Here is a 20,655-nt window from a genome sequence, read left to right on the forward strand (position 1 = left end):
ACGCAGGGAACCGGCATTGCGCAGCAATGACGGCGCGGAAGTCGGGTCGGCTTCTCTTTGGTTACTTTCTCTTGCCGATCAAGAGAAAGTGACTCGGGCCGACCGCAGGTCGGTCTGAAAGCTTTTGATCCTGCTCTAGCCGCAAAACAGGCCCCATTCGCCGGCCAGGGCGAACGGCAAATATGCGCCCGTTCCAGACACTCCAGAACGATGGCTATTTCTGCTTCCAGTTGCCCTGCGGATCCTGGTACCACCAGCCGCTGCGTGCGCCTTCGATCCACTGTCGGGCGAAGGTCTCGCGGATCTGCTGCTCCCACTCCGGATGGCCATTGGCGACGGCAACCTCGCGGTACAGCGCGTTGCGGTCGCGGTTGTCCTCGGCGAGCGCCTGATTGAGCGCGGCGCGCTCGCGCAGGCCGACCTGGGAGGCGTCGCGCAGAACGATCAGGCCGTCGTTGCCGAAGCCCAGCGCTCCGGCCTCGAAGGCCGGGGCCAGCTGGCTCTGGAAGCGCGTGGCCATGCGCTGCTGGATGGCCTGGATGGCCGGCGTCTTGAGATTGATGTCGGCCGACTGCGCATGCGCGTCGGAGATCAGGAAGGACAGCAGGCCCAGCGAGGGCGGCTTGCCGGAGTCGGCGGGCGGCGGCGCCTTGCGCTCGGCCTCGTTCGGACCGATCACCTTGTCGACGAATTCGCGGGCAGCCTGTTCGGCCTCGGCCGCGGGGAAATAGACATTGATGGTGACGCAGGCGGAGAGCACCAGCAGGGAGCCGGTGAGCAGGGCGAACCCGAGCTTTCGCAGGGACGGCATGTTCGGAACTCCGTATCGATGACCTGGGCGAGTGTCGCACGATCCACGCCGTGCCCTGCGCGGGGCATTCAGTCGACGCTAATGCCACCGCCGCTGGCCGCCGCCTCGAGCCTTGCCAGCAGCACCGGCCAGTCGACGCGGCGCCGGTAGCCATTGACCATGACCCGGGGGATCCCGGCCCCTTCGATCAGCACGTAGCCCTGGTCGAGATCTTCGACGCCGCCCATTTCGCAGACATTGTTGGAAAGCCGGCAGGAGATCCCGATGCGGCGATAGCCGAAGGTATCGAACAGCTTGAGCACGGTGGCCTGGAGTCCGGCGGTCGCCGCACCGCCCCCGACCGAGCCGATATTGTTGACCGCGCGCTGGCTGATCCGCCGACGGCCTTTCCATTCGTCGTCGGTGCGAAGCATGGCGTCAAACGCCACCGGCGAGCCGTCCAGCATGCGCAGGCCGCGAACATGGCCGTCCAGCCGTCCAGTGATTTCGCCAAAGCCGAAGGCGCCGGTCAGCGGCTTGAGGTCGAGCCCGTCGAATTCGACCTCGGCCGAGAGGCTGGGCGCGATGCCGAACGGCCGCTCCCAGCGCAGGCTGCCGACGGTCACCGTCCCGTCGAAGACGCCGATCCGGAGGGTGCCGTCGCTGGCCAGCACCTCGTCGCGGTAGGAGGCCGCGGGAAGGCTGCCGGACACCACGCCCTCGAACTCCGGCCAGCCCAGCTGCGCACTCAGGGCGGCAAGGCGGATATCGGCCATCTCCGCATCGAACTCGGCGCTGGCCTGCAGCGGCTGGAAGCGCAGCGGATGCAGCCGCAGGCTTCCGCCAAAGGGCGCAAAGTCGAGCGGTGCCTCGGCCTCGAACAGGCCGTTTCGACTTCGCCCGCGCAGTTCGGCGGGCCCCAGCGCGATGCCCTGGATCGACAACGCCTGCCAGCGCAGCGAAGAGGTTTCCGACTCGCCCTCCCGCTGCCAGCGCCAGTCGCCATCAGCGCCGCTGAGCACGATCACCCCCTTGGGATCGGCAAAGGTCAGCCCATCGGCCTGCAGGGCGATCCGCTGCACGCCCTCCGGGCCACCTTCCAACTCCGCACGGAGTGCGCCGGCGAACCCCGCCCCGCCGAAGCCCAACGCGGCGAGGGGTCCATCGAGATAGCGCGGCCCGGCGTCGGCGAGGTTGGGCAGGGCGGCCTCGACCCGCCACGTATCGGAGTTGCCGGCGGTCGCGGGCAGGGCCAGGCGGACGTCCGCGCCCCGGGGATCGGAGAAGCGCAGCGGCCCATCGAGGACCCAGCCCGCTGCGCCTTGCCGCGCCCCCAGCGCCAGGGAGGAACCAGGCAGCACGCGTATGTACCACTGCCCGCTGAGCCATTCTCCTGCGGAGAATTCGGCGTTGACGTCGACCGAGGGGCTATCCCCGCCACGCCAGCGCAGCTGCAGCGAACCGGCCACGTCCGCCGCCGCGGTCAGGCCGTCCTCGCTGTCCAGGGCCAGCGCATCGAAACCTGACTCCATTTTCCAAGCGCTCAGGCCGACATCACCGTCGGCCTTGCCGGTCAGCTGTCCCCCGGTGATCGAAACGCCCTCGGGCAGGGCCGTTGCGACCCAGGCCTCCAGCGCGCTGAGCGGCAGCTGGCGCCAGGACAGGCTCACCGCCTGCAACGCGGCGTCGAGGCGCGCGTCCACCCGCCGCTCGCCGTCGCGCCAGCGCAGCTGCCAGCCGTCCTCGCGGACCAGCCGCAGGGTGCCGCGCGGCCCGCCTCGCCAGCGCAGCGGGCCGGCGCAGCGAAGCGCGTCGCCCTCGCGGCCCAGTGAACACTCCCAGACCAGCGACCGGAACTCGGTGCCGGCGACGCGGGCGCGCTCGATGTCGAGCCGCAGGCGCGGCGCCGCGGCGTCCGCTGCATCGCGCAGCACGATGCGAAGTCCGCTGATCTCGAAGCCGTCGCCGGCCATCCGCCGGAGCCCCAGTTCGCTGTCGGCCAGCGCGGTGCCGGCGCTCAGCAGTGCGCAGGCCAGCCAGCCGGCGGCGAACCGGATTGTCGAGCGCTTGCGCATCAGGACATCGCCTCGCACCATCGGGATCGCCAGTGTAACGGGAGCGGATGATGGAACGGCGGGTGATGGTCGCCGAGGATGACCGGGTCAGCGCCGAATTCCTCTGCGGTGCACTGGCGCCGCTGGGTCAGGTCCGCCTGGTCTCGACAGCCAGCGCCCTGCGCGAGGTGCTCGAAGCCGAAGCGCCCGACCTGCTGGTTCTCGATGACCGCCTGGGTGCCGACCGGGGCGACGCGATGCTGGGCTGGGTCCGTGAGCGGCATGGCCCTGCCCTGCCCGTCCTGCTGGTCAGCGCCGATCTGCCGGCCGAGCTCGGCGAGCAGCGCCGGCAGCAGGGCGCCGATGCCTGCCTGGCCAAGCCGATGACGGCCGAGTCCCTGTGGCAGGTGCTGGCGATGATGGCGCCCGACCTGCTTCCGGCCTGGGACGAGCAGGCGGCCGAACGTGCGCTGGGCGCGGACCGTCGATCGCGTCGGGCGCTGCGCGACCTGCTGCTGGCCGACCTGCCGGCCGTGCGCGAGCGGGTCGGCCGGGCGGTGGCCGAGGCCGACCGGGTACGGCTTGGCGAGGAGCTTCACCGGCTGCGTGCGGCCTGCGGGTTCTGCGGGGCAGCCGGGCTGTCGGCTGCCGCGACTGCGCTCGCCGGTCGACCCGAGGCCGCGGTGCTTCAGTCCTTCGATGCAGCCTGTGCGGCGCTGCTCGCCCGTGGCGCGCCCGACTGAGCAGGATCGACCCGGCGCAGCTCGGCCAGTTCGTCGAGCACTCCCCAGCAGCGCAGGGGACGCGGCCCGAGCACGGCCGAGAGCCGGTCGCGGAGCAGACGGCGCAGGGCCAGCGCCTCGGAGCCGGCAGGCAGCGTTTCGCCCGCGACCAGGGCGAGCAGGGTCGCGCCGGCCACCGTGGGACGGGCCTCGACCGGCCGCCGAAGCAGCGCACCGTGCTCATCCAGCCAGTAGCGCGCGTCCTCCTGCAGCGCGCTGCCGGCGGCATCGCGGGAGACATCGATGCCGTATCCGGTGGCCTCCAGCAAAGCCCATTCGATGCGCCGCAGCGGCGCGGCCAGCACGCCGCCCTCGGCCAGTTCGGCGAGGCAGCTGGCATAGCGCAGGAACAGCTCGTCGACCGGCTCGTCACGGGGCAGGAGGCGCTGACAGAGCTCGTTGACGTAGAGCGCGGCCAGAAGCGCGTCGCCGCGGATCGCCAGCGGCTGCGAGGCGGCCTCGCAATGGGTCAGCAGGGCCAGTTCACCCCGGCACTGCAGGCCGACGTGCAGGGGTTGCAGGGGCTGCAATGCGGCGCGCCGGGCGCCGGACTTCGCCCCGCGCACTCCGCGGGCCACCGCACCGACACGGCCCATGCCGTGAACCAGCAGTTCCAGCAGCAGGCTCGACTCGCGATACGGCCGCGCGTGCAGCACGTAGGCGGCGTGCATTCCCGGATCATTGCGGCTCATCGCTGCCCGATCGCCCTCCTGCGGGAGAAAGGCTCAGTCGGTGTAGCCGAAGCGCTTGAGCTGGGCTTCGTCATCACTCCAGTTCTCGCGCACCTTGCACCAAAGCTGCAGGAAGACCTTGCGATCGAGCAGGCGCTCCATGGCCAGTCGGGCACCCTGCCCGATGGTGCGCATCTGCGAACCCCCTGCACCGATGACGATCGCCTTCTGGCCGTCCCGTTCGACCCAGATCACGGCGTCGATCCGCAGCAGGCGGCCGTCCTCACGATAGCCCTCGATCTCCACGGTGGTCGCATAGGGCAACTCGTCGCCGAGCTGGCGCATCAGCTGCTCACGGATCAGCTCCGCGGCGAGGAAGCGCTCGGACTTGTCGGTGACCTCGTCCTCGCCATACAGCGCCTCGCGCTCGGGCAGCAAGGCCAGCAGGCTGCGCCGCAGGTCGGCCACGCCTACGCCACGCTGGGCCGAGATCGGCACCACGGCGGCGAACGAGTGCTTGCCCGACAGCTCGGCGATCAGCGGCAGCAGGCTGGACTTGTCCTTGATCCGGTCAACCTTGTTGATCACGAGGACGCAGGGCACCTCGGCCTCGCGGATGGCCGCCAGGGCACGCTGGTCGTCCTCGCGCCAGCCCGCCGCCTCGACCACCAGCACCGCGAGGTCGACACCCAGCAGCGCGCCGCTGGCGGTGCGGTTCATGTAGCGGTTGATCGCGCGCTTGCCTGAGGCGTGCAGCCCCGGGGTATCGGCGAACACGATCTGCCCGTCCGCCTCGGTGCTGATGCCGAGGATCCGGTGCCGGGTCGTCTGCGGCCGACGCGAGACGATGCTGACCCGGAAGCCCACCACGGCATTCACCAGCGTCGACTTGCCGACATTGGGCCGCCCCACCACCGCCACGGTCCCGGCGCGGAAGGGCCCGCCCGAGGGCGCGCCCTGCTGACTGCTCGACTCCTGATCGCTCATCATCCCTGCCCGTCCAATGCTTCCAGTATCGACTCCGCTGCGGCCTGTTCGGCGCCGCGGCGGCTGCTACCCAGCCCCTCACGAGCCAGCGCCGGCTCGTTCAGCGTGCAGCGCACGCGGAACTCGCGGCAGTGCTCCTCACCCAGTTCCTCCAGCACGGCGTACTCCGGCAAGGGTAGCTGGCGCGCCTGAAGCCACTCCTGCAGCCGTGTTTTGGCGTCCTTTCCCGCATGCAGGTCGAGCTCGGCCAGCGGGGGCGAGAACCAGACCCGCAACACCTCGCGAAGCGCCTCGAAACCGCCGTCCAGGTACACCGCCGCGGCCATCGCCTCGACTGCGTCGGCAAGGATCGAATCGCGCCGATGCCCGCCGGTCTTCAGCTCCCCGGGGCCGAGTTCCAGCCGATCACCGAATCCGTAGCGCCGGGCGATCGCCGCCAGCGCCGACTCGCGCACCAGGGAGGAACGCATCCGGGTCAGCGCCCCCTCGTCCGCACGGGGAAAACGCTCGATCAGCATCTCGGAGACCACCGCACCGATCAGGGCGTCGCCGAAGAACTCCAGGCGCTCGTTGTTGCGCCGGCCGGCGCTGCGATGCACCAGCGCAAGACGCTCCAGCTCCGGGTCGCGGAAGGCACGGGGCCAGGCCACAGGGGCTTAGTTGGAGAGTTCGACCGAGTGTTCGAACTTGCCGACCACGTCGAGATTGTAGGCAACGTGGCGGCGGACCTCGTACTTGATGGTCAGCACGGCGCCGCGCTTGGTATCAAGCGTGATGTGTTCGTTCTTAACGCTTTCGACGTAGGAGATATTGAAGCGGCGAAAGAGCAGGTCGACAACCTTGGCGCGCCCGGCGTTGGCGATCCCCGGCGTCTTGGCCACCTCCTCCATCGAATCCTTCACGCTCCAGTACTCCTGGTACATCGGAAAGATCTTCATCCCGCAGTAGCCGAAGATGCCCAGCACCGCGAGGGTGATGATCATGCCCATCAGGGTGATGCCTTGCTGAGCCTTGCGCGTGGTCATGGAGAACCCCCGTTGTTGAGCCATCATGGTCGGCGGCCCGCCTGGCCGCGGCGGGACTCAGTGTATGACGGTTCCAATGCGACTGAAATCCACGCCGCCGTTGCGGCTGTCCCAGTTCATCCAGATCAGGAAGGCCCGGCCGACCAGGTTCTTCTCGGGGACGAAGGCCCAGTAACGACTGTCGAGACTATTGTCGCGGTTGTCACCCATCACGAAGTAGTGGCCCTCGGGGACCACCCAGCGACCCTCGCCGTCTCCCCGCCGGAAGGCTTCCGGACGCTGAAGGATCTGGTGCATCTGCTCGCCGAGCTTTTCCTCCAGCACCTGGGCACCGGTCATGTCGGCACCGCTGCCCGTGCCGACGTAGCGGCCGGTCGAGTCGGCAGCGACTTCCTCGCCGTTGATGAAAAGCCGCTTGCTGCGGTAGATCACCTCGTCACCCGGCAGGCCGACGACGCGCTTGATGTAGTCCTGACGGGGGTCGACCGGATAGCGGAACACAACGATATCGCCCCGATCCGGCTCGCCGATCTCGACGAACTTGTAGTCAAGCACCGGCACCTTGAGCCCATAGGCGAACTTGTTGACCAGGATGAAATCGCCGATCAGCAGGGTCGGCATCATCGAACTGGAGGGGATGCGGAACGGCTCGGCAAGGAAGGAGCGGATCAGCAGGACAATGAAGATCACCGGAAAGAAGGAGCGCGCGTACTCGACCACCACCGGCTCGGCCACCTCGGCGCCACCGGCGCGCTCGGCCCGCTTCCTGGCGAAGAACAGCGCGTCGGCCGCCCAGATCAGCCCGGTCAGCGCCGACAGCGCAACCAGGATTGCCGCGAAGTCGACGCTCATTTCGGCTCCTTGCGGAGCCGTGATCCGTGATTCGTGATTCGTGATTCGTCTTCAAGACAGCGGTTCGCGAGGAAATCGCCGCTCCACATCGATTCAGCCCCTGCGTTGCCATTGCTCTTCACGGTCCGGATATCCTCTTGCCTTTCACCAATCACCAATCACGAATCACCCGGAGACTACTTGTCCATCTGCAGCACCGCCAGGAAGGCCTCCTGCGGGATCTCCACGCTGCCCACCTGCTTCATGCGCTTCTTGCCTTCCTTCTGCTTCTCCAGCAGCTTGCGCTTGCGGCTGGCATCACCGCCGTAGCACTTCGCCAGCACATTCTTGCGCAGCGCCTTGACCGTGGAGCGGGAGATGATCTGCGAGCCGACGGCCGCCTGGATGGCGACGTCGAACATCTGCCTCGGGATCAGCTCGCGCATCTTCTCGCAGATCTCGCGGCCACGCCGGTCGGCCTGACTGCGGTGGGTAATGACCGACAGGGCGTCCACGCGGTCGCCGTTGATCAGGGTGTCGACGCGCACGAAGGGGCCGGCCTGGAAGCGCTCGAAGTGGTAGTCGAGCGAGGCATAGCCACGCGAGACCGACTTCAGGCGATCGAAGAAGTCGAGCACGACCTCGGCCATCGGCAGCTCGTAGCTGATCTGCACCTGGCTGCCGAGGTACTGGATGCCGCGCTGGGTACCGCGCTTTTCCTCGCAGAGCTTGATGACGTTGCCGACGTAGTCCGGCGGGGTCAGCACATTGGCCACGATGATCGGTTCGCGGATCTCGTCGACCTTGGGTGAGGGCGGCAGCTTGGCCGGATTGTCGAGGGAGAGGGTCTCGCCGTCGGTGGTCAGCACCTCGTAGATCACGGTCGGCGCCGTGGTGACAAGGTCGAGGTCGTACTCGCGCTCAAGGCGCTCCTGGACGATCTCCATGTGCAGCATGCCAAGGAAGCCGCAGCGGAAACCGAAGCCCATCGCCTCGGAGCTCTCCGGCTCGAAGCGCAGCGCGGCATCGTTGAGGCGCAGCTTCTCCAACGCCTCGCGCAGGTCCGGATAGTCGTCGGCCTCGACCGGGAACAGGCCGGCGAAGACGCGCGGCTGCATCTCCTGGAAGCCGGGAAGCGGCGCCTTGGCGGGGTTGCCCGCCAGGGTCAGGGTGTCGCCCACTGGCGCCCCGTGGACGTCCTTGATCGATGCCGTGATCCAGCCCACCTCGCCCGGAGCCAGGCGCTCGCGGAAGGTGCGCTTGGGCGTGAACACGCCGACCTTGTCGACCTGGTGGGAGCGCCCGGTCGACATTACAAGAATCTTGTCGCCCGGCTTGATCTCGCCCTGCATGACGCGAACCAGCGAAACCACGCCGAGATAGTTGTCGAACCAGGAGTCGATGATGAGCGCCTGCAGCTGGTCACTGCCGCGCGGTTTGGGGGGCGGGATGCGATGTACGATGGCTTCCAGCACATCGCGCACGTTCAGCCCGGTCTTGGCGCTGATCGCCACGGCGTCTGCCGCACCGATGCCGATCACCGCCTCGATCTCGCCCTTGGCGCGGTCGATGTCGGCAGTCGGCAGATCGATCTTGTTCAGAATCGGCACCACCTCGAGACCCATTTCGACCGCGGTGTAGCAGTTGGCCACCGACTGCGCCTCGACGCCCTGCGCCGCATCGACCACCAGCAACGCGCCCTCGCAGGCGGCCAGCGAGCGGCTGACCTCGTAGCTGAAGTCGACATGGCCGGGGGTATCGATGAAATTCAGCTGGTAGGTTTGGCCATCAAGCGCCACGTAGGGCAGCGAGACCGACTGCGCCTTGATGGTGATGCCACGCTCGCGCTCGATGGGATTCGAGTCGAGCACCTGGGCTTCCATCTCGCGATCGGCCAAGCCTCCGCATAGCTGGATGATGCGGTCGGCCAGGGTCGACTTGCCGTGGTCGACATGGGCGATGATGGAGAAGTTTCGGATACGGTCCATGCAGCTAGGGCGCCGGCGGGCTAAAAACTCGCTATTGTCGCACAGCCGGGCCATTACGGGGGCGTGAAACCCACCGTGCCCCGGCCCGCCGTGGCCGGCCGGGGCACGCGTGACTCATTCGCCGTCCGGCGTGACCGTGATGAACTGGGTTGCCTCGCCTCGGCGTACCAGCAGAAGCACCGGCTCGCCTGCCGGCAGCTCCCGGGTCAGCTCGGCGAACGCCATGGCGCTGCCGACCTTGCTCCGGCCGACCATCAGGATCACGTCGCCCATCCGAAGGCCGGAAGCCATGGCGACCTGGGGCTCGAGGTCGCGGACCAGGACACCCTGGCCCGCCTCGATGCCGAGAGCCTCGCGCTGCTCGGCACTGAGGTCCTCGACGACGATGCCGAGTGGATTGCCCGCCGCCGGAGCGCCGCCCGCGGTGCTGGCCTGCGAGTCCGGACGCGGCGCCTCACCGATCACGACCTCGAAGTTCCGACGCTTGCCGTCGCGGATCACGGTCACGGTCGCCTTGCTGCCCGGTTCGGTCAGGCCGACCAGGGGCGGCAGATCGGAGGCGCTGCGGATCTCCTCGCCCTCGAAGGCGACGATGACGTCCTGGATCTGGATGCCGGCCTTCTCGGCGGCGCTACCCTCGCTGAAGCCGGTCACGGCGGCGCCCATCGGGCGTTCCATCCCGAGCGCGCGGGCGGCATCGCGGTTGACCTCCTGGATATTCACCCCGAGCAGGCCTCGGGATACGTAGCCCTTTTCCTTGAGCTGATCGGCAGAACGCATGGCGATCTCGACCGGGATCGAGAAGCTCACGCCCATGAAGCCGCCGGTGTTGGAGTAGATCTGCGAGTTGACGCCGATCACCTCGCCATCGGTGTTCAGGAGCGGCCCACCCGAATTGCCACGGTTGATGGCGACATCGGTCTGGATGAAGGGCACGTACTGCTGGCTCGGATCGAAACTGGCCCGGCCCACGGCGCTGACGATGCCGGCGGTCACCGAGTTCTCGAAGCCGAACGGGGAACCGATCGCGACCACCCACTGGCCGGGCTTGAGCTCGCGCGAATTGCCCGTGCGCAGGTACGGCAGCCCGCGACCTTCGACCTTGAGCACGGCGATGTCGGTCTGGGCGTCGCTGCCGACCAGTTCGGCCTTGAGCTCACGGCGATCCGTCAGGCGCACGTAGATCTCGTTGGCACCGTCCACGACATGGTGGTTGGTGATGACATAGCCATCGGCACTGATCAGGAACCCGGTGCCCATCGAGGTCCGCTGCTGGGGCATCTGAGGGGCGCCGGGCTGGCCGAAGAAGCGGCGGAAGAACTCGGGCATCTCCTCCGGGCTGGGCTCCTGAGCACCACGGCGTGCGCCGCGCTCGCTGGACCGCTGGGCGGAGATGTTGACCACGGCCGGGCTGACCCGCTCGACCAGGCCGGTGAAATCGGGAAGCTGGGCCAGGGCCGGCGCGGAGAGCGCCAGGGCGAACAGCACAAGGCTTACCCAGGTGACTGCCTTCTTCACGGAAACAACCTCCTATGTCGTGGATGGATCGGGGTCGCGCCCGTCGCGGATCCGCTGGGGATCAGGTTCGCGGCGCACCCCGAGCAACCGAAGCGATGGCATCGGCCGCAGGACATGCTTGGAAACCGCGAGGCCGGACAAAGTTCCCGCCACGGCCCCGAACGCAACCACGAGGTTCGCCGGGAGATCGCCGAATGAGGCGACCCCGGCGCCCAGCAGACCGCCGGCAAGCAGCCCGGCCAGCGGCAGCCCGTAGCCGATCAGGACTCGATCGCGAAGCTCGACCGCCTCGCAGCGCAGGATCAGGTGCTCGCCCGGCCGGGGCGGTGGATCGAACTGTTCGCGCGGCAGGCGCAGCGGACGCCCGGATTGCCAGCCGAGCCCGCAGCGGCCGGCGCAGCCGGTGCAGCCCGTGCAGCCGCCCCGGGCACGCAGCAGCACGCCCGAGGCATCGGCCGAGACGACCTCGACCGGCGTCTCAACCGCCACGCACGGGTTCGACCGACTGTGCGAAGCGCTCGGCGGTGGCGGCCGGCACCTCGCCGACCACGACGATCTGCAACCCGCGAAACAACCGGCCGAACACCGACAGCGCGCCGCGTCGCTGGTGACCCGAAAGCACCGCGGCCTGGTCAGGGAGCGGCTGCGCGAACAGCGACACCCGGGCCAGCCCATCGCTGAAGACCAGGTGTTCCTGCTCCTCATCGACCGCGGCCGAAACCAGGGCAAAGCCAGCCGGCAGGTCAACCACCTGGATTCGCGTACGCGGAATGTCCGTGGCACTAGGCGCGCGCAGCGTCTGCGCCGGGGACGGGGCCGCGCCAGGCGAGGAAGGCTCGATGCCAAGCTCGAGACTGGAGAACATCCACTGCTCGACCAGGCTGCCATCAGCGCCATACACCGCGGCCCGCAGCAGCAGCCCGGTATCGCGATCAATCCAGTAGCGACGGGAGTAGCGCAGTCCGTCGCCGGCGCGGAGGTCGACCACCTCGGACGGTCGCCCGGCCACTCGATCCTCGCCCACCTGCTCGAATCGGTAGTGATTCTGTGGCTCGAGCTTGGCGACGGCGCCCGCGGCCGCGGCCTCGAAACCCAGCGGCGTGCCGCTGCCGAGCTGGGCCACGCCGGCGCCGCGCCGCAGCGGAAGCTCGGGCCCCGTCAGGCGGTCGACCAGGTCGGTGCCGATCCCGGCAAGGTGACGCACCCTCAGCGCATCGAGCTGACCGTCGCGGGCATAGACCACGACGCCCTCGAAACTGTGCTCCTGCAGCGCAATGCCCAGCCGGTCAAGCGTGGCCGAGGGGTCAAGCTGCCGGGGCCCCGACGGGGCCTGGGCCTGGGCCGCGGCCGCGCTGCCCAGCAGCAGGACCAGAAGCAGGCGCCTCAAGGCGTGCGACCTCCGGTCTCCAGAACCACCTGCCCCTGCGGCGGCCGGTACGGGCTGACCACGGGAATGTAGGGAACGAAGCTGTCATGCAGCGGCTGCAGGGTGGCCGCGTTGTGCCGCAGCAGCCAGCCATCGACCCGTGGATCGAGCTGCACGGTGGGCATCCGCGGCGTGCCCTGGGTGGCCGCCACCGACTGCGTCACCGCGCCCAGCGAGGGCCGAAGGTCGGCCTCGCGGACGCCGGAATCGACCACGTGGATCGGCGCTTCGATGCCGGCAGGCCGGGCCGCGACCGGGCCCGGCGAACCCGGTGCCTGCCCCAGCTGCGGCAACGCGACCAGCGCCGCCACGGCGACCGAGGCCGCGACCGCCGCGCCCGCCGCCCAGCGCAGGGCCGTGGGCAACATGCCGGCACGTGGCGTGGACTCACCAGCGATGCCGGCGGAAACGCGCTCCAGGAAGGAAGCATCACACAGCGTGCTGACGCGCCCCTGCAGGCTTTCCCGGGCGAGGTGCCAGCGCGACCAGTCGGCGCGCAGCTCGGCGTCGCTCTCCAGCCGCTTGTGCAGGAAACGCGCCTGGTCCTTGCCAAGCTCACCGTCCATCAGGGCGGAGAGCTGTTCCTTGATCTGCTCGTTCATGGGCGTACCCGTTGTTGATTGTCCAGCAGTGGGCGGAGTTTCTGGTCGATGGCGTCACGCGCCCTGAAAATGCGCGAGCGGACGGTTCCGATCGGGCATCCCATGGTTTCGGCGATCTCTTCGTAGCTGAGCCCGTCCACTTCGCGCAGCGTGATCGCCATTCTCAATTCATCCGGCAGTGCTTCGACCGTGTGGGCCACGGTTTGTTCAATCTCCCGACGCATCAGTTCATGTTCCGGGGTGTCGACGTCGCGCAGCCTCGAGCCGGCCTCGTACTGCACGGCGTCGGCCGCGTCGATGTCGTCGGTCGGCGGTCGCCGACCCTGCGACACCAGCCAGTTCTTGGCCGTATTGATCGCGATCTTGTACAGCCAGGTATAGAACTGGCTGTCGCCGCGGAAATTGCCCAGCGCCCGGTAGGCGCGGATGAAAGTGTCCTGGGCCACGTCCTGGGCATCGGCCCAGTCGTGCACGTATCGGGTGATCACGCTGATGATGCGGTGCTGGTAGCGGGCGACAAGCAGATCGAAGGCGCGCTTGTCGCCCTTCTGCACCCGCTGCACCAGCGACTGGTCCAGTTCGTTCTCGCCCATCCGGGCCGTTGCTCCGTGTTGTCCGGCCCGCGGGCCCGTTGGGCCTGTCCCGGCCCGCTGGTGAGAAGACCGCCACTTTCAAGGAAAGTTCACGCGCCCACGCGTTGACCTTGGCCCCACCCTGCCGGGATCATGCAGGACTCAGCCCGCCTCCGGGCCCGATTTGACGGAGAACTCCCATGTTCGATGGTCTGCGATTCCGACACTGGCGTCCCGAGCTGCGCGACGGACGGGTGCTCCTGCTCCAGTTCGACCGCGCAGAGAGCAGCGTCAACACGCTCGCCCAGGAGGTCCTCGCCGAGTTGGAACAGATCGTCGAGCGCATCGCCATCGAGAAGCCCAAGGCGGTGGTCATCGCCTCGGCCAAGAAGGCCGGCTTCGTCGCCGGCGCCGACATCAAGGAATTCGTCGAGTTCGACCAGCGCGGCGTCGTGCTGGAAGCGATCGAGTATGGCCAGAAGGTGTTCCAGTCGCTGGCCGAGCTCTCGGTGCCGACCGTGGCGGCCATCGACGGCCACTGCATGGGCGGCGGCACCGAGCTGGCGCTCGCCTGCCGCTACCGGATCGCCAGCAGCAGCGAATCGACCCGCATCGGCCTGCCCGAGGTCAAGCTCGGCATCTATCCGGGCTGGGGCGGCAGCGTGCGCCTGCCGCATCTGGTCGGCACCCCGGCGGCCATGGACATGATGCTTACCGGCCGCACCCTGTCGGCCTCGGCGGCGCGGGCCATCGGCCTGGTCGACAAGGTGGTGGAGCCCGCCCTGCTGCTGGACAGCGCGATCGAGCTGGCCAAACGCGGCACGACCCGACCGCTCAAGCAGCGCGCCACCGCCTGGGCGACCAACCTGTGGCCGGTGCGGCAGGCCCTGGCGCCGATGCTGGCCAAGCAGGTCGCACGCAAGGCAAAGAAGGACCACTATCCGGCGCCCTACGCGCTGATCGAGACCTGGCGCCGCGCCGGCGGCCCGGTGCGCAAGCGGCTCAAGGCCGAGGCGCGCAGCGTGGCCAAGCTGGCCCAGACACCGACCGCCCGCAACCTGATCCGCGTGTTCTTCCTGATGGACCGGCTGAAGAACCTCGGCGGCAAGGAGCACGGCATCCAGCACGTCCACGTGGTCGGCGCCGGGGTGATGGGCGGCGATATCGCCGCCTGGTGTGCCCTGCGCGGCTTCGACGTGACCCTGCAGGACCGCGAGATGAAGTACATCTCGCCGGCGCTCGAGCGCGCGGGCACCCTGTTCGAGAAGAAGCTGAAGAAATCCGACAAGGTCAGCGCCGCCAAGGCCCGCCTGAAGGCCGATGTCGAGGGCGAGGGCGTGGCGAAGTCCGATCTGGTCATCGAGGCGATCTTCGAGAACCTCGAGGCCAAGAAGTCGCTCTACGCCAATGCCGAGAAGTCGCTCAAGGACGATGCCCTGCTGACCTCGAACACCTCGTCGATTCCGCTGTCCGACCTCGCCGCGGAGCTCTCCGACAAGGCGCGCTTCGCCGGTCTGCACTATTTCAACCCGGTGGCGATGATGCCCCTGGTCGAGATCGTCCGCCATGCCGACATGGACGCCGAGACCGAGCGCCGCCTCGCCGCCTTCTGTCGCGCCATCGACAAGCTGCCGGTGCCGGTGGCCGGGACGCCCGGGTTCCTGGTCAACCGCATCCTGATGCCCTACCTGCTGGAGGCGATGACCTGCTACAGCGAGGGCATTCCGGGCCCGGCCATCGACAAGGCCGCGGTCAGCTTCGGCATGCCGATGGGCCCGATCGAACTCGCCGACACGGTCGGCCTCGACGTCGCCGCCTCGGTGGGCAAGATCCTCGCCGACTTCCTCAACCTGCCGATTCCCAACGGCCTGGAGAGCAAGCTCGAGGCAGGCAAGCGCGGGCGCAAGGATGGCGAAGGCTTCTATGTCTGGGAAGACGGCAAGGCGAAGAAGCCCGAGCTGCCCGAGGGCTACACCGCCCCGGAGGACCTGCAGGACCGCCTGGTTCTGGCCCTGCTCAACGAGGCCGTGGCCTGCCTGCACGAGGGCGTCGTCGCCGACGCCGACCTGCTCGACGCCGGTGTGATCTTCGGCACCGGCTTCGCCCCCTTCCGCGGTGGCCCGATCGAGTACATCAAGACCGCCGGCCCGGCCAAGCTGAAGGCGCGCCTCGAGACCCTGGCCAAGCGCCACGGCCCGCGCTTCGAGCCGCGCCCCGGCTGGGACGCGCTGGGCTGATTGCAGCGGGCGCCAGCCCGCTGGCGTCTCCGCCTCCATCTGTAGGAGCCAGCTTGCTGGCGATTGCCTTTCCTGGCGCGCGGTCGCCAGCAAGCTGGCTCCTACAATGGCGACTCCGGATTCCCGACTCCCGAAGCCCCACCCATGACCCTCCCCCCCTGGCGCCGCCTGGTCCTGAAGATCGGCAGCAACCTGATCGCTCCTGGCGGCCAGGCGCTGTCGACCCGTCACGTGCTGGACATCGCCCGCTTCGTGCAGGTAGCGCGCAGCCAGGATCGCGAGGTGCTGCTGGTGTCCTCCGGCGCGGTCGCCGCCGGGCGCGCCGCGATGGCCCAGCGCGCCGCCGATGCGCCCGCCGGCATCAGCGGCAAGCAGGCCCTGGCGGCCATCGGCCAGGCCGAACTGATGCGCTTCTGGGCGCGCTTCTTCGATTTTCCCGTCGCGCAACTGCTGCTGACCCAGGATGATCTGGCGCACCGCCGGCGCTACCTCAACGCCCGCAACACGTTGCGCTCCCTGCGCGGACTGGGCGTGCTGCCCGTGATTAACGAGAACGATTCGGTGGCCGTTGACGAGCTTCGCGTCGGCGACAACGACAGCCTGGCCGGCCATGTCGCCGTGCTTGCCGAAGCCGACCTGATGGTCCTGGTCACCGACATCGACGGCCTCTACGACGCCGACCCGCGCAAGGTCGCCGACGCACGCAAACTGGTGGAAGTCGATGCGGTGACCGAGGAGATCCTGGCCCTGGCCGGGGGCGCGGGCAGCCTGGTCGGCACCGGCGGCATGCGCACCAAGCTGCTGGCGGCCCGACGCTGCGCCGAGGCCGGCATCGGCACCGTGATCTGCGATGGCCGCAACGGGGACACCCTGATGCGCCTGCTGCAAGGCCGCTGCGAGGGCAGCTACGTGCGCCCGGCGGTGCAGCGGCGCGCGGCGCGCAAGCACTGGATGCTGCACGCCCTGCCGACCAGCGGCGTGCTGCGCATCGACCCGGGCGCCGCCGAGGCGCTGGCGGGGCGCGGCGCGTCCCTGCTGCCGCGCGGCGTTCTCGACTGCGAGGGCCAGTTCGACGTCGGCGATGCGGTGGAGGTGCATGCCGGCGAGCAGACCGTCGCCAAGGGCATCGTCCAGTACCGCGCGACCGAGCTGAGCAAGATCCGCGGCCGGCACAGCCGCGAGATCGTCGAGCTGCTCGGCGAGTGCCCCTCCGAATCGGTGATCCACCGCGACGACCTGGTGCTGCTGTGAGCCATCCCGACCTCGACTCCCGCCTGCGCGCCGCCCGGGACACCCTGCCCTCACTGGTGGCGCTCGACGCCCTGCAACGCAATGCGGTGCTGGAGAGCATGGCAGCGCGCCTGCGCGGACAGGCCGCCCACATCGAACAGGCCAACCAGCGAGACCTGGAGGCTGCCGAAGCCGCCGGGCGGAGCGCCGCGCTGATCGACCGACTGCGCCTTGACGCCCCGCGCATCGAGAGCCTGGCCCAGGCGCTGGAGGCGATCGCCATCCTGCCCGATCCGCTGCGCGACGACAGCGCGCCCAGCCTGCGCGCCGACGGCCTGCGCATCCGCCGCCGCCCCGCGCCGATCGGGGTCATCGCGATGGTCTACGAGTCCCGCCCCAACGTGACCGCCGACGCCGCCGCGCTCTGCTTCAAGGCCGGCAACGCCTGCGTGCTGCGCGGCGGCAGCGAGGCCCGGCACAGCAATGCCGCGGTGGCCGGGGCCCTGCATCTGGCCCTTGCCCAGCACGGCATCGACCCGGCCTGCGTCAGCGTGCTGGACGACCCTGACCGCTCGATGCTGCACGCCCTGCTCGAGCGCGACGACCTCATCGACCTGGTCATCCCGCGCGGCGGCGAGGCACTGATACGCCACGTGGTGGCCCATAGCCGCATACCGGTCATCCAGCATTACAAGGGTGTCTGCCATCTGTTCGTCGACCGCGACGCCGACCCGGAATCGGCCATTCGTCTTCTCGTCGACGGCAAGGCGATGCGTCCAGGCGTGTGCAACGCCCTCGAGTGCCTGCTGGTGGATGCCGGGATCGCCGGGGACTTCCTGCCCCGGGTCGGAGAGGCGATGAAACGTCATGCGGTGGCCGTTCGCGCCTGCCCGCGCGCCCTGCCCGCCCTGCCCGACGCCAGCGCGGCTGTCGAAGAGGACTGGGGCCAGGAGTTTCTCGATCGGGTCCTGGCCGTGCGCGTGGTCGACGGCCTTGATGCCGCCCTGGCCCACATCCGCCAACACGGTTCACACCACACCGAGGTGATCGCCACCCGCGACCCCGACCGCGCGGCCCGCTTCATCAACGAGGTCGACGCCTCGGCGGTCATGGTCAACGCCTCATCGCGCTTCAATGATGGCGGCGAACTCGGCCTCGGCGCCGAGATCGGCATCTCCACCAGCAAACTCCACGCCTACGGCCCCATGGGCCTCGAGTCCCTCACCTGCCGCAAGTGGGTGGTCGAGGGCGAGGGGCAGGTGCGGCACCGCGAAGCGGTGATTCGTGATTCGTGATTCGTTAGGAGCCGGCAGCGCGAGGCGTCTTCGCCGGGTCCGGCCGCTCCTGACTTGCAACGCTGTTCGGCGGCCAAACGTGCGACCACCCTCCAGTCCGCCAAGACGAGCGGCTCTTCGCTTGAAACGAATCCCGAATCCCGGCTGTTAAAGCACTGCCTTCAAATCCTTCTCGATGCTCTCGGGTGTATCCGTCGGCGCGTAGCGGCGCACGACCTTGCCGTTCTTGTCGACCAGGAACTTGGTGAAGTTCCACTTGATCATCTCGCTGCCCAGCAGGCCCTTGGCCTGCTTCTTGAGGAACTTGAACAGCGGATGCGCGCCGTCGCCGTTGACCTCGATCTTGGAGAACATCGGGAAGTCGACCTCGTAGTTGAGCGAGCAGAAATTCTTGATCTCGTTCTCGTCGCCGGGCTCCTGGTGCCCGAACTGGTCGCAGGGAAAACCAAGCACGGCCAGGCCCTTGTCAGCGTACTTGTCGTGCAGCGCCTGCAGGCCGGTGTACTGGGGGGTGAAACCGCATTTCGAGGCCGTGTTGACGATCAGCAGGACCTTGCCGCGATACTCGTCGAGCTTGCGGGTCTCGCCGTCGATATCCTGGACGCTGAAGTCGTAGATGCTGGCCATGCGGGCTCCGCCTTAGGGGAATTCCCGCAAGCATAGCCCAGCCGCCGCGAACGACCGACGAATCGTGAACCGGGTGGGGACGGAGCCGCGCCGGGCATGCGATGATGCGGCGCAGCAAGAACCGTCGGGAGGACCGATGCTCTATCGCATGCATGAGCTGTCGCGGGCGCTGATGAGCCCCTGGGTGTACGGCGCGGAGGCCGCTGCCAAGATGTTTTCCTCGCCGGACAGCTGGCTGTCGCGGCTGCCGGGCGCCGAGCGCATCGCCGCCACCAACGAGCTGCTGTACCGGATCGGCAAGGGCTACGAGAAGCCCGAGTTCGGCATCCACAGCATCGAGGCCCACGGCCACGCGCTGCCGGTGGTCGAGATCGAAGCCGAACGCAAGCCGTTCTGCCGCCTGCTGCGCTTCAAGCGCTACAGCGACGACTCACAGGTCATCGACGACCTGCATGACGACCCCAAGGTGCTGGTGGTCGCGCCACTTTCCGGCCACCACTCGACCCTGCTCCGCGACACCGTGCGCACCTTGCTACAGGACCACAAGGTGTGGATCACCGACTGGATCGACGCGCGCATGGTGCCGCTGTCGGACGGGCCGTTCCATCTCGATGACTACATCGAGTATGTACAGGCCTTCATCCGCAAGATCGGCGCGAAGGACCTGCACGTGATCTCGGTCTGCCAGCCCACCGTTCCGGTGCTGGCAGCCGTGTCTCTGATGGCCTCGCGCGGCGAGGCGACTCCTCGCAGCCTGACCTTCATGGGCGGGCCGATCGATGCACGGCGCAGTCCGACCGCGGTCAACAACCTCGCCACCACCAAGCCGCTGTCCTGGTTCCAGAACAACGTCATCCACGAGGTGCCCGAGAACTACCCGGGCATGGGTCGCAAGGTCTATCCCGGATTTCTCCAGCATGCCGGCTTCGTCGCCATGAATCCCAGCCGCCATGCCACCTCGCACTGGGACTTCTACCGCGACCTGGTGCGCGGCGACCTCGAGGACGCCGAGGCCCACCGCCGCTTCTACGATGAATACAACGCGGTACTCGACATGGCCGCCGAGTACTACCTCGACACCATCCGCATCGTCTTCCAGGAACACCTGCTGCCCCGCGGCGCCTGGGAGGTGCGCGGCGAGAAGGTGCAGCCGGAGGCTATCCGCGACAGTGCCCTGCTGACCATCGAAGGCGAACTGGACGACATCTCCGGGCTCGGCCAGACCCAGGCCGCGCATGACCTGTGCCGCGGCGTGCCCAAGGCCAAGGCCCGGCACATCACCGTCGAGGGCGCCGGACACTACGGCATCTTCAGCGGCCGGCGCTGGCGCCAGGTGGTCTATCCGCAGGTCCGCGAGTTCATCCGCGCCCACGCCGGCCCGGCGCGCGGCAAGCGCTGAGGCGGTGGCCAAACAGTACGATCGCGACTACTACGACCGCTGGTATCGCGGCGCGGTCGGCGCCGAGCGCCGGGCGCACACCGCGCGCAAGGCCGCGGTGGCGGTGGCGACCTGCGAGTACTACCTCGGCCGGCCGCTGCGCAGCGTGCTCGATATCGGCTGCGGCGAAGGCCACTGGCGGGCACCGCTGCTCAAGCTTCGCCCCAAGCTCGACTACCTGGGCCTCGACGGCAGCGAGTACGCGGTATCGCGCTACGGCCGCAGTCGCAATCTTCGGCTGGTGCGCTTCGGCCAGCTGGAATCGCTGCGCTTCGACCGCAGCGTCGACCTGATCGTCTGCTCGGACGTCCTGCACTACCTGCCGGCGACGGAGATCAAGCGCGGGCTGTCGGGCTTTCCCGAACTGGCCCACGGCATGGCCTTCATCGACCTGTTCTGCCGCGGCGATGACGCCGAGGGCGACCACGAGGGTTTCTTCGCCCGCAGCGCCCTGTTCTACGCCCGGCAGTTCGCCGCCATCGGCCTGCGCCCGGTCGGCACCCATTGCTACCTGCTGCCGGCATACCAGCAATCGATCGCTCGTCTGGAGCAGTCGGGGCTGGGCTGAGCCCGCGATCGAAG

General features: G+C 68.6%; 20 protein-coding genes. 6 read left to right on the forward strand and 14 right to left on the reverse strand.

The genetic code is table 11. The features are described 5' to 3' along the window. Window positions 1–214 precede the first annotated feature (214 nt). Both M0G41_RS14085 and M0G41_RS14090 read right to left on the reverse strand, forming a co-directional pair. Complete coding sequence (locus tag M0G41_RS14085; protein WP_248210445.1) at window positions 215–811, reverse strand: YdbL family probable chaperone protein; 597 nt, start codon at window positions 809–811, stop codon at window positions 215–217. Between the two features lie 68 nt (window positions 812–879). Next, window positions 880–2,886: an intermembrane phospholipid transport YdbH family protein gene (locus M0G41_RS14090; protein ID WP_248210446.1), complete on the reverse strand. Its 2,007-nt coding sequence runs from the start codon at window positions 2,884–2,886 to the stop codon at window positions 880–882. Window positions 2,887–2,915: 29 nt separating this feature from the next. On the opposite strand from M0G41_RS14090, the gene M0G41_RS14095 reads away from it, so the two are divergent. Continuing rightward, window positions 2,916–3,587: a response regulator gene (locus M0G41_RS14095; protein WP_248210447.1), complete on the forward strand. Its 672-nt coding sequence runs from the start codon at window positions 2,916–2,918 to the stop codon at window positions 3,585–3,587. On the opposite strand, the gene recO is transcribed toward M0G41_RS14095, so the two are convergent. The 11 genes from recO to rpoE all read right to left on the reverse strand — a co-directional run bounded on the left by recO (window position 3,533) and on the right by rpoE (window position 13,267). Then, window positions 3,533–4,318: a DNA repair protein RecO gene (gene recO / locus M0G41_RS14100; protein ID WP_248210448.1), complete on the reverse strand. Its 786-nt coding sequence runs from the start codon at window positions 4,316–4,318 to the stop codon at window positions 3,533–3,535. The two genes, M0G41_RS14095 and recO, sit on opposite strands and share 55 nt — an antisense overlap. 33 nt (window positions 4,319–4,351) lie before the next feature. After that, entirely contained in the window at window positions 4,352–5,284 is a 933-nt protein-coding gene (era, locus tag M0G41_RS14105; protein ID WP_248210694.1) for a GTPase Era, read from the reverse strand. After that, the gene (gene rnc, locus M0G41_RS14110; RefSeq protein ID WP_248210449.1) at window positions 5,284–5,934 is read right to left on the reverse strand and encodes a ribonuclease III; all 651 of its coding nucleotides are present in this window, start codon (window positions 5,932–5,934) and stop codon (window positions 5,284–5,286) included. The genes era and rnc overlap by 1 nt, the downstream gene beginning before the upstream one ends. Before the next feature lie 6 nt (window positions 5,935–5,940). Continuing rightward, on the reverse strand, window positions 5,941–6,309 hold the full coding sequence (locus M0G41_RS14115; RefSeq protein WP_248210450.1) for a DUF4845 domain-containing protein: 369 nt from the start codon (window positions 6,307–6,309) through the stop codon (window positions 5,941–5,943). A gap of 57 nt (window positions 6,310–6,366) precedes the next feature. Then, window positions 6,367–7,161 (reverse strand): signal peptidase I, encoded by a 795-nt coding sequence (gene lepB / locus M0G41_RS14120; RefSeq protein ID WP_248210451.1) that lies wholly within the window; start codon window positions 7,159–7,161, stop codon window positions 6,367–6,369. Between the two features lie 176 nt (window positions 7,162–7,337). Next, window positions 7,338–9,128: a translation elongation factor 4 gene (gene lepA / locus M0G41_RS14125; RefSeq protein WP_248210452.1), complete on the reverse strand. Its 1,791-nt coding sequence runs from the start codon at window positions 9,126–9,128 to the stop codon at window positions 7,338–7,340. Between the two features lie 114 nt (window positions 9,129–9,242). Then, complete coding sequence (locus M0G41_RS14130) at window positions 9,243–10,646, reverse strand: Do family serine endopeptidase (RefSeq protein WP_248210453.1); 1,404 nt, start codon at window positions 10,644–10,646, stop codon at window positions 9,243–9,245. A gap of 12 nt (window positions 10,647–10,658) precedes the next feature. After that, window positions 10,659–11,135, reverse strand: coding sequence for a SoxR reducing system RseC family protein (locus M0G41_RS14135; protein WP_248210454.1), 477 nt, complete (start codon window positions 11,133–11,135; stop codon window positions 10,659–10,661). Beyond that, a complete protein-coding gene (locus M0G41_RS14140) occupies window positions 11,125–12,033 on the reverse strand; it encodes a MucB/RseB C-terminal domain-containing protein (RefSeq protein ID WP_248210455.1) in 909 nt (302 codons plus the stop codon). Before M0G41_RS14140 ends, M0G41_RS14135 begins: the two co-directional genes overlap by 11 nt. Continuing rightward, window positions 12,030–12,674, reverse strand: coding sequence for a sigma-E factor negative regulatory protein (locus M0G41_RS14145; protein ID WP_248210457.1), 645 nt, complete (start codon window positions 12,672–12,674; stop codon window positions 12,030–12,032). The genes M0G41_RS14140 and M0G41_RS14145 overlap by 4 nt, the downstream gene beginning before the upstream one ends. Then, the gene (gene rpoE, locus M0G41_RS14150) at window positions 12,671–13,267 is read right to left on the reverse strand and encodes an RNA polymerase sigma factor RpoE (protein WP_248210459.1); all 597 of its coding nucleotides are present in this window, start codon (window positions 13,265–13,267) and stop codon (window positions 12,671–12,673) included. The genes M0G41_RS14145 and rpoE overlap by 4 nt, the downstream gene beginning before the upstream one ends. A 179-nt stretch (window positions 13,268–13,446) precedes the next feature. Between rpoE and M0G41_RS14155 the strand changes: the two genes are divergently transcribed. The 3 genes from M0G41_RS14155 to M0G41_RS14165 all read left to right on the forward strand — a co-directional run bounded on the left by M0G41_RS14155 (window position 13,447) and on the right by M0G41_RS14165 (window position 18,008). Beyond that, a complete protein-coding gene (locus M0G41_RS14155; RefSeq protein ID WP_248210460.1) occupies window positions 13,447–15,483 on the forward strand; it encodes a 3-hydroxyacyl-CoA dehydrogenase NAD-binding domain-containing protein in 2,037 nt (678 codons plus the stop codon). Between the two features lie 144 nt (window positions 15,484–15,627). Then, window positions 15,628–16,734, forward strand: coding sequence for a glutamate 5-kinase (proB, locus tag M0G41_RS14160; RefSeq protein WP_248210462.1), 1,107 nt, complete (start codon window positions 15,628–15,630; stop codon window positions 16,732–16,734). After that, entirely contained in the window at window positions 16,731–18,008 is a 1,278-nt protein-coding gene (locus tag M0G41_RS14165; RefSeq protein ID WP_248210464.1) for a glutamate-5-semialdehyde dehydrogenase, read from the forward strand. The genes proB and M0G41_RS14165 overlap by 4 nt, the downstream gene beginning before the upstream one ends. Window positions 18,009–18,155: 147 nt before the next feature. Here M0G41_RS14165 and M0G41_RS14170 read toward each other — a convergent pair whose 3' ends face one another. Continuing rightward, window positions 18,156–18,635, reverse strand: coding sequence for a glutathione peroxidase (locus M0G41_RS14170; RefSeq protein WP_248210466.1), 480 nt, complete (start codon window positions 18,633–18,635; stop codon window positions 18,156–18,158). Window positions 18,636–18,771: 136 nt separating this feature from the next. Here M0G41_RS14170 and M0G41_RS14175 point away from each other — a divergent pair, with 136 nt between their 5' ends. Together M0G41_RS14175 and M0G41_RS14180 are read left to right on the forward strand one after the other, a co-directional pair. Beyond that, a complete protein-coding gene (locus tag M0G41_RS14175; RefSeq protein WP_248210467.1) occupies window positions 18,772–20,034 on the forward strand; it encodes a polyhydroxyalkanoate depolymerase in 1,263 nt (420 codons plus the stop codon). Between the two features lie 4 nt (window positions 20,035–20,038). Further along, a complete protein-coding gene (locus tag M0G41_RS14180; protein ID WP_248210469.1) occupies window positions 20,039–20,641 on the forward strand; it encodes a methyltransferase in 603 nt (200 codons plus the stop codon). Window positions 20,642–20,655: the final 14 nt, after the last annotated feature.

The organism is Pseudomarimonas salicorniae (assembly GCF_023156535.1).
Taxonomy (GTDB): Bacteria; Pseudomonadota; Gammaproteobacteria; order Xanthomonadales; family Xanthomonadaceae; genus Pseudomarimonas; species Pseudomarimonas salicorniae.

Bases quoted from the DNA above. Each gene is read 5' to 3' on its own strand.
- M0G41_RS14085 (WP_248210445.1), bottom strand. From the start codon at position 811: ATGCCGTCCCTGCGAAAGCTCGGGTTCGCCCTGCTCACCGGCTCCCTG.
- M0G41_RS14090 (WP_248210446.1), bottom strand. From the start codon at position 2,886: ATGGTGCGAGGCGATGTCCTGATGCGCAAGCGCTCGACAATCCGGTTC.
- M0G41_RS14095 (WP_248210447.1), top strand. From the start codon at position 2,916: ATGGAACGGCGGGTGATGGTCGCCGAGGATGACCGGGTCAGCGCCGAA.
- recO (WP_248210448.1), bottom strand. From the start codon at position 4,318: ATGAGCCGCAATGATCCGGGAATGCACGCCGCCTACGTGCTGCACGCG.
- era (WP_248210694.1), bottom strand. From the start codon at position 5,284: ATGAGCGATCAGGAGTCGAGCAGTCAGCAGGGCGCGCCCTCGGGCGGG.
- M0G41_RS14115 (WP_248210450.1), bottom strand. From the start codon at position 6,309: ATGACCACGCGCAAGGCTCAGCAAGGCATCACCCTGATGGGCATGATC.
- lepB (WP_248210451.1), bottom strand. From the start codon at position 7,161: ATGAGCGTCGACTTCGCGGCAATCCTGGTTGCGCTGTCGGCGCTGACC.
- lepA (WP_248210452.1), bottom strand. From the start codon at position 9,128: ATGGACCGTATCCGAAACTTCTCCATCATCGCCCATGTCGACCACGGC.
- M0G41_RS14145 (WP_248210457.1), bottom strand. From the start codon at position 12,674: ATGAACGAGCAGATCAAGGAACAGCTCTCCGCCCTGATGGACGGTGAG.
- rpoE (WP_248210459.1), bottom strand. From the start codon at position 13,267: ATGGGCGAGAACGAACTGGACCAGTCGCTGGTGCAGCGGGTGCAGAAG.
- M0G41_RS14155 (WP_248210460.1), top strand. From the start codon at position 13,447: ATGTTCGATGGTCTGCGATTCCGACACTGGCGTCCCGAGCTGCGCGAC.
- proB (WP_248210462.1), top strand. From the start codon at position 15,628: ATGACCCTCCCCCCCTGGCGCCGCCTGGTCCTGAAGATCGGCAGCAAC.
- M0G41_RS14170 (WP_248210466.1), bottom strand. From the start codon at position 18,635: ATGGCCAGCATCTACGACTTCAGCGTCCAGGATATCGACGGCGAGACC.
- M0G41_RS14175 (WP_248210467.1), top strand. From the start codon at position 18,772: ATGCTCTATCGCATGCATGAGCTGTCGCGGGCGCTGATGAGCCCCTGG.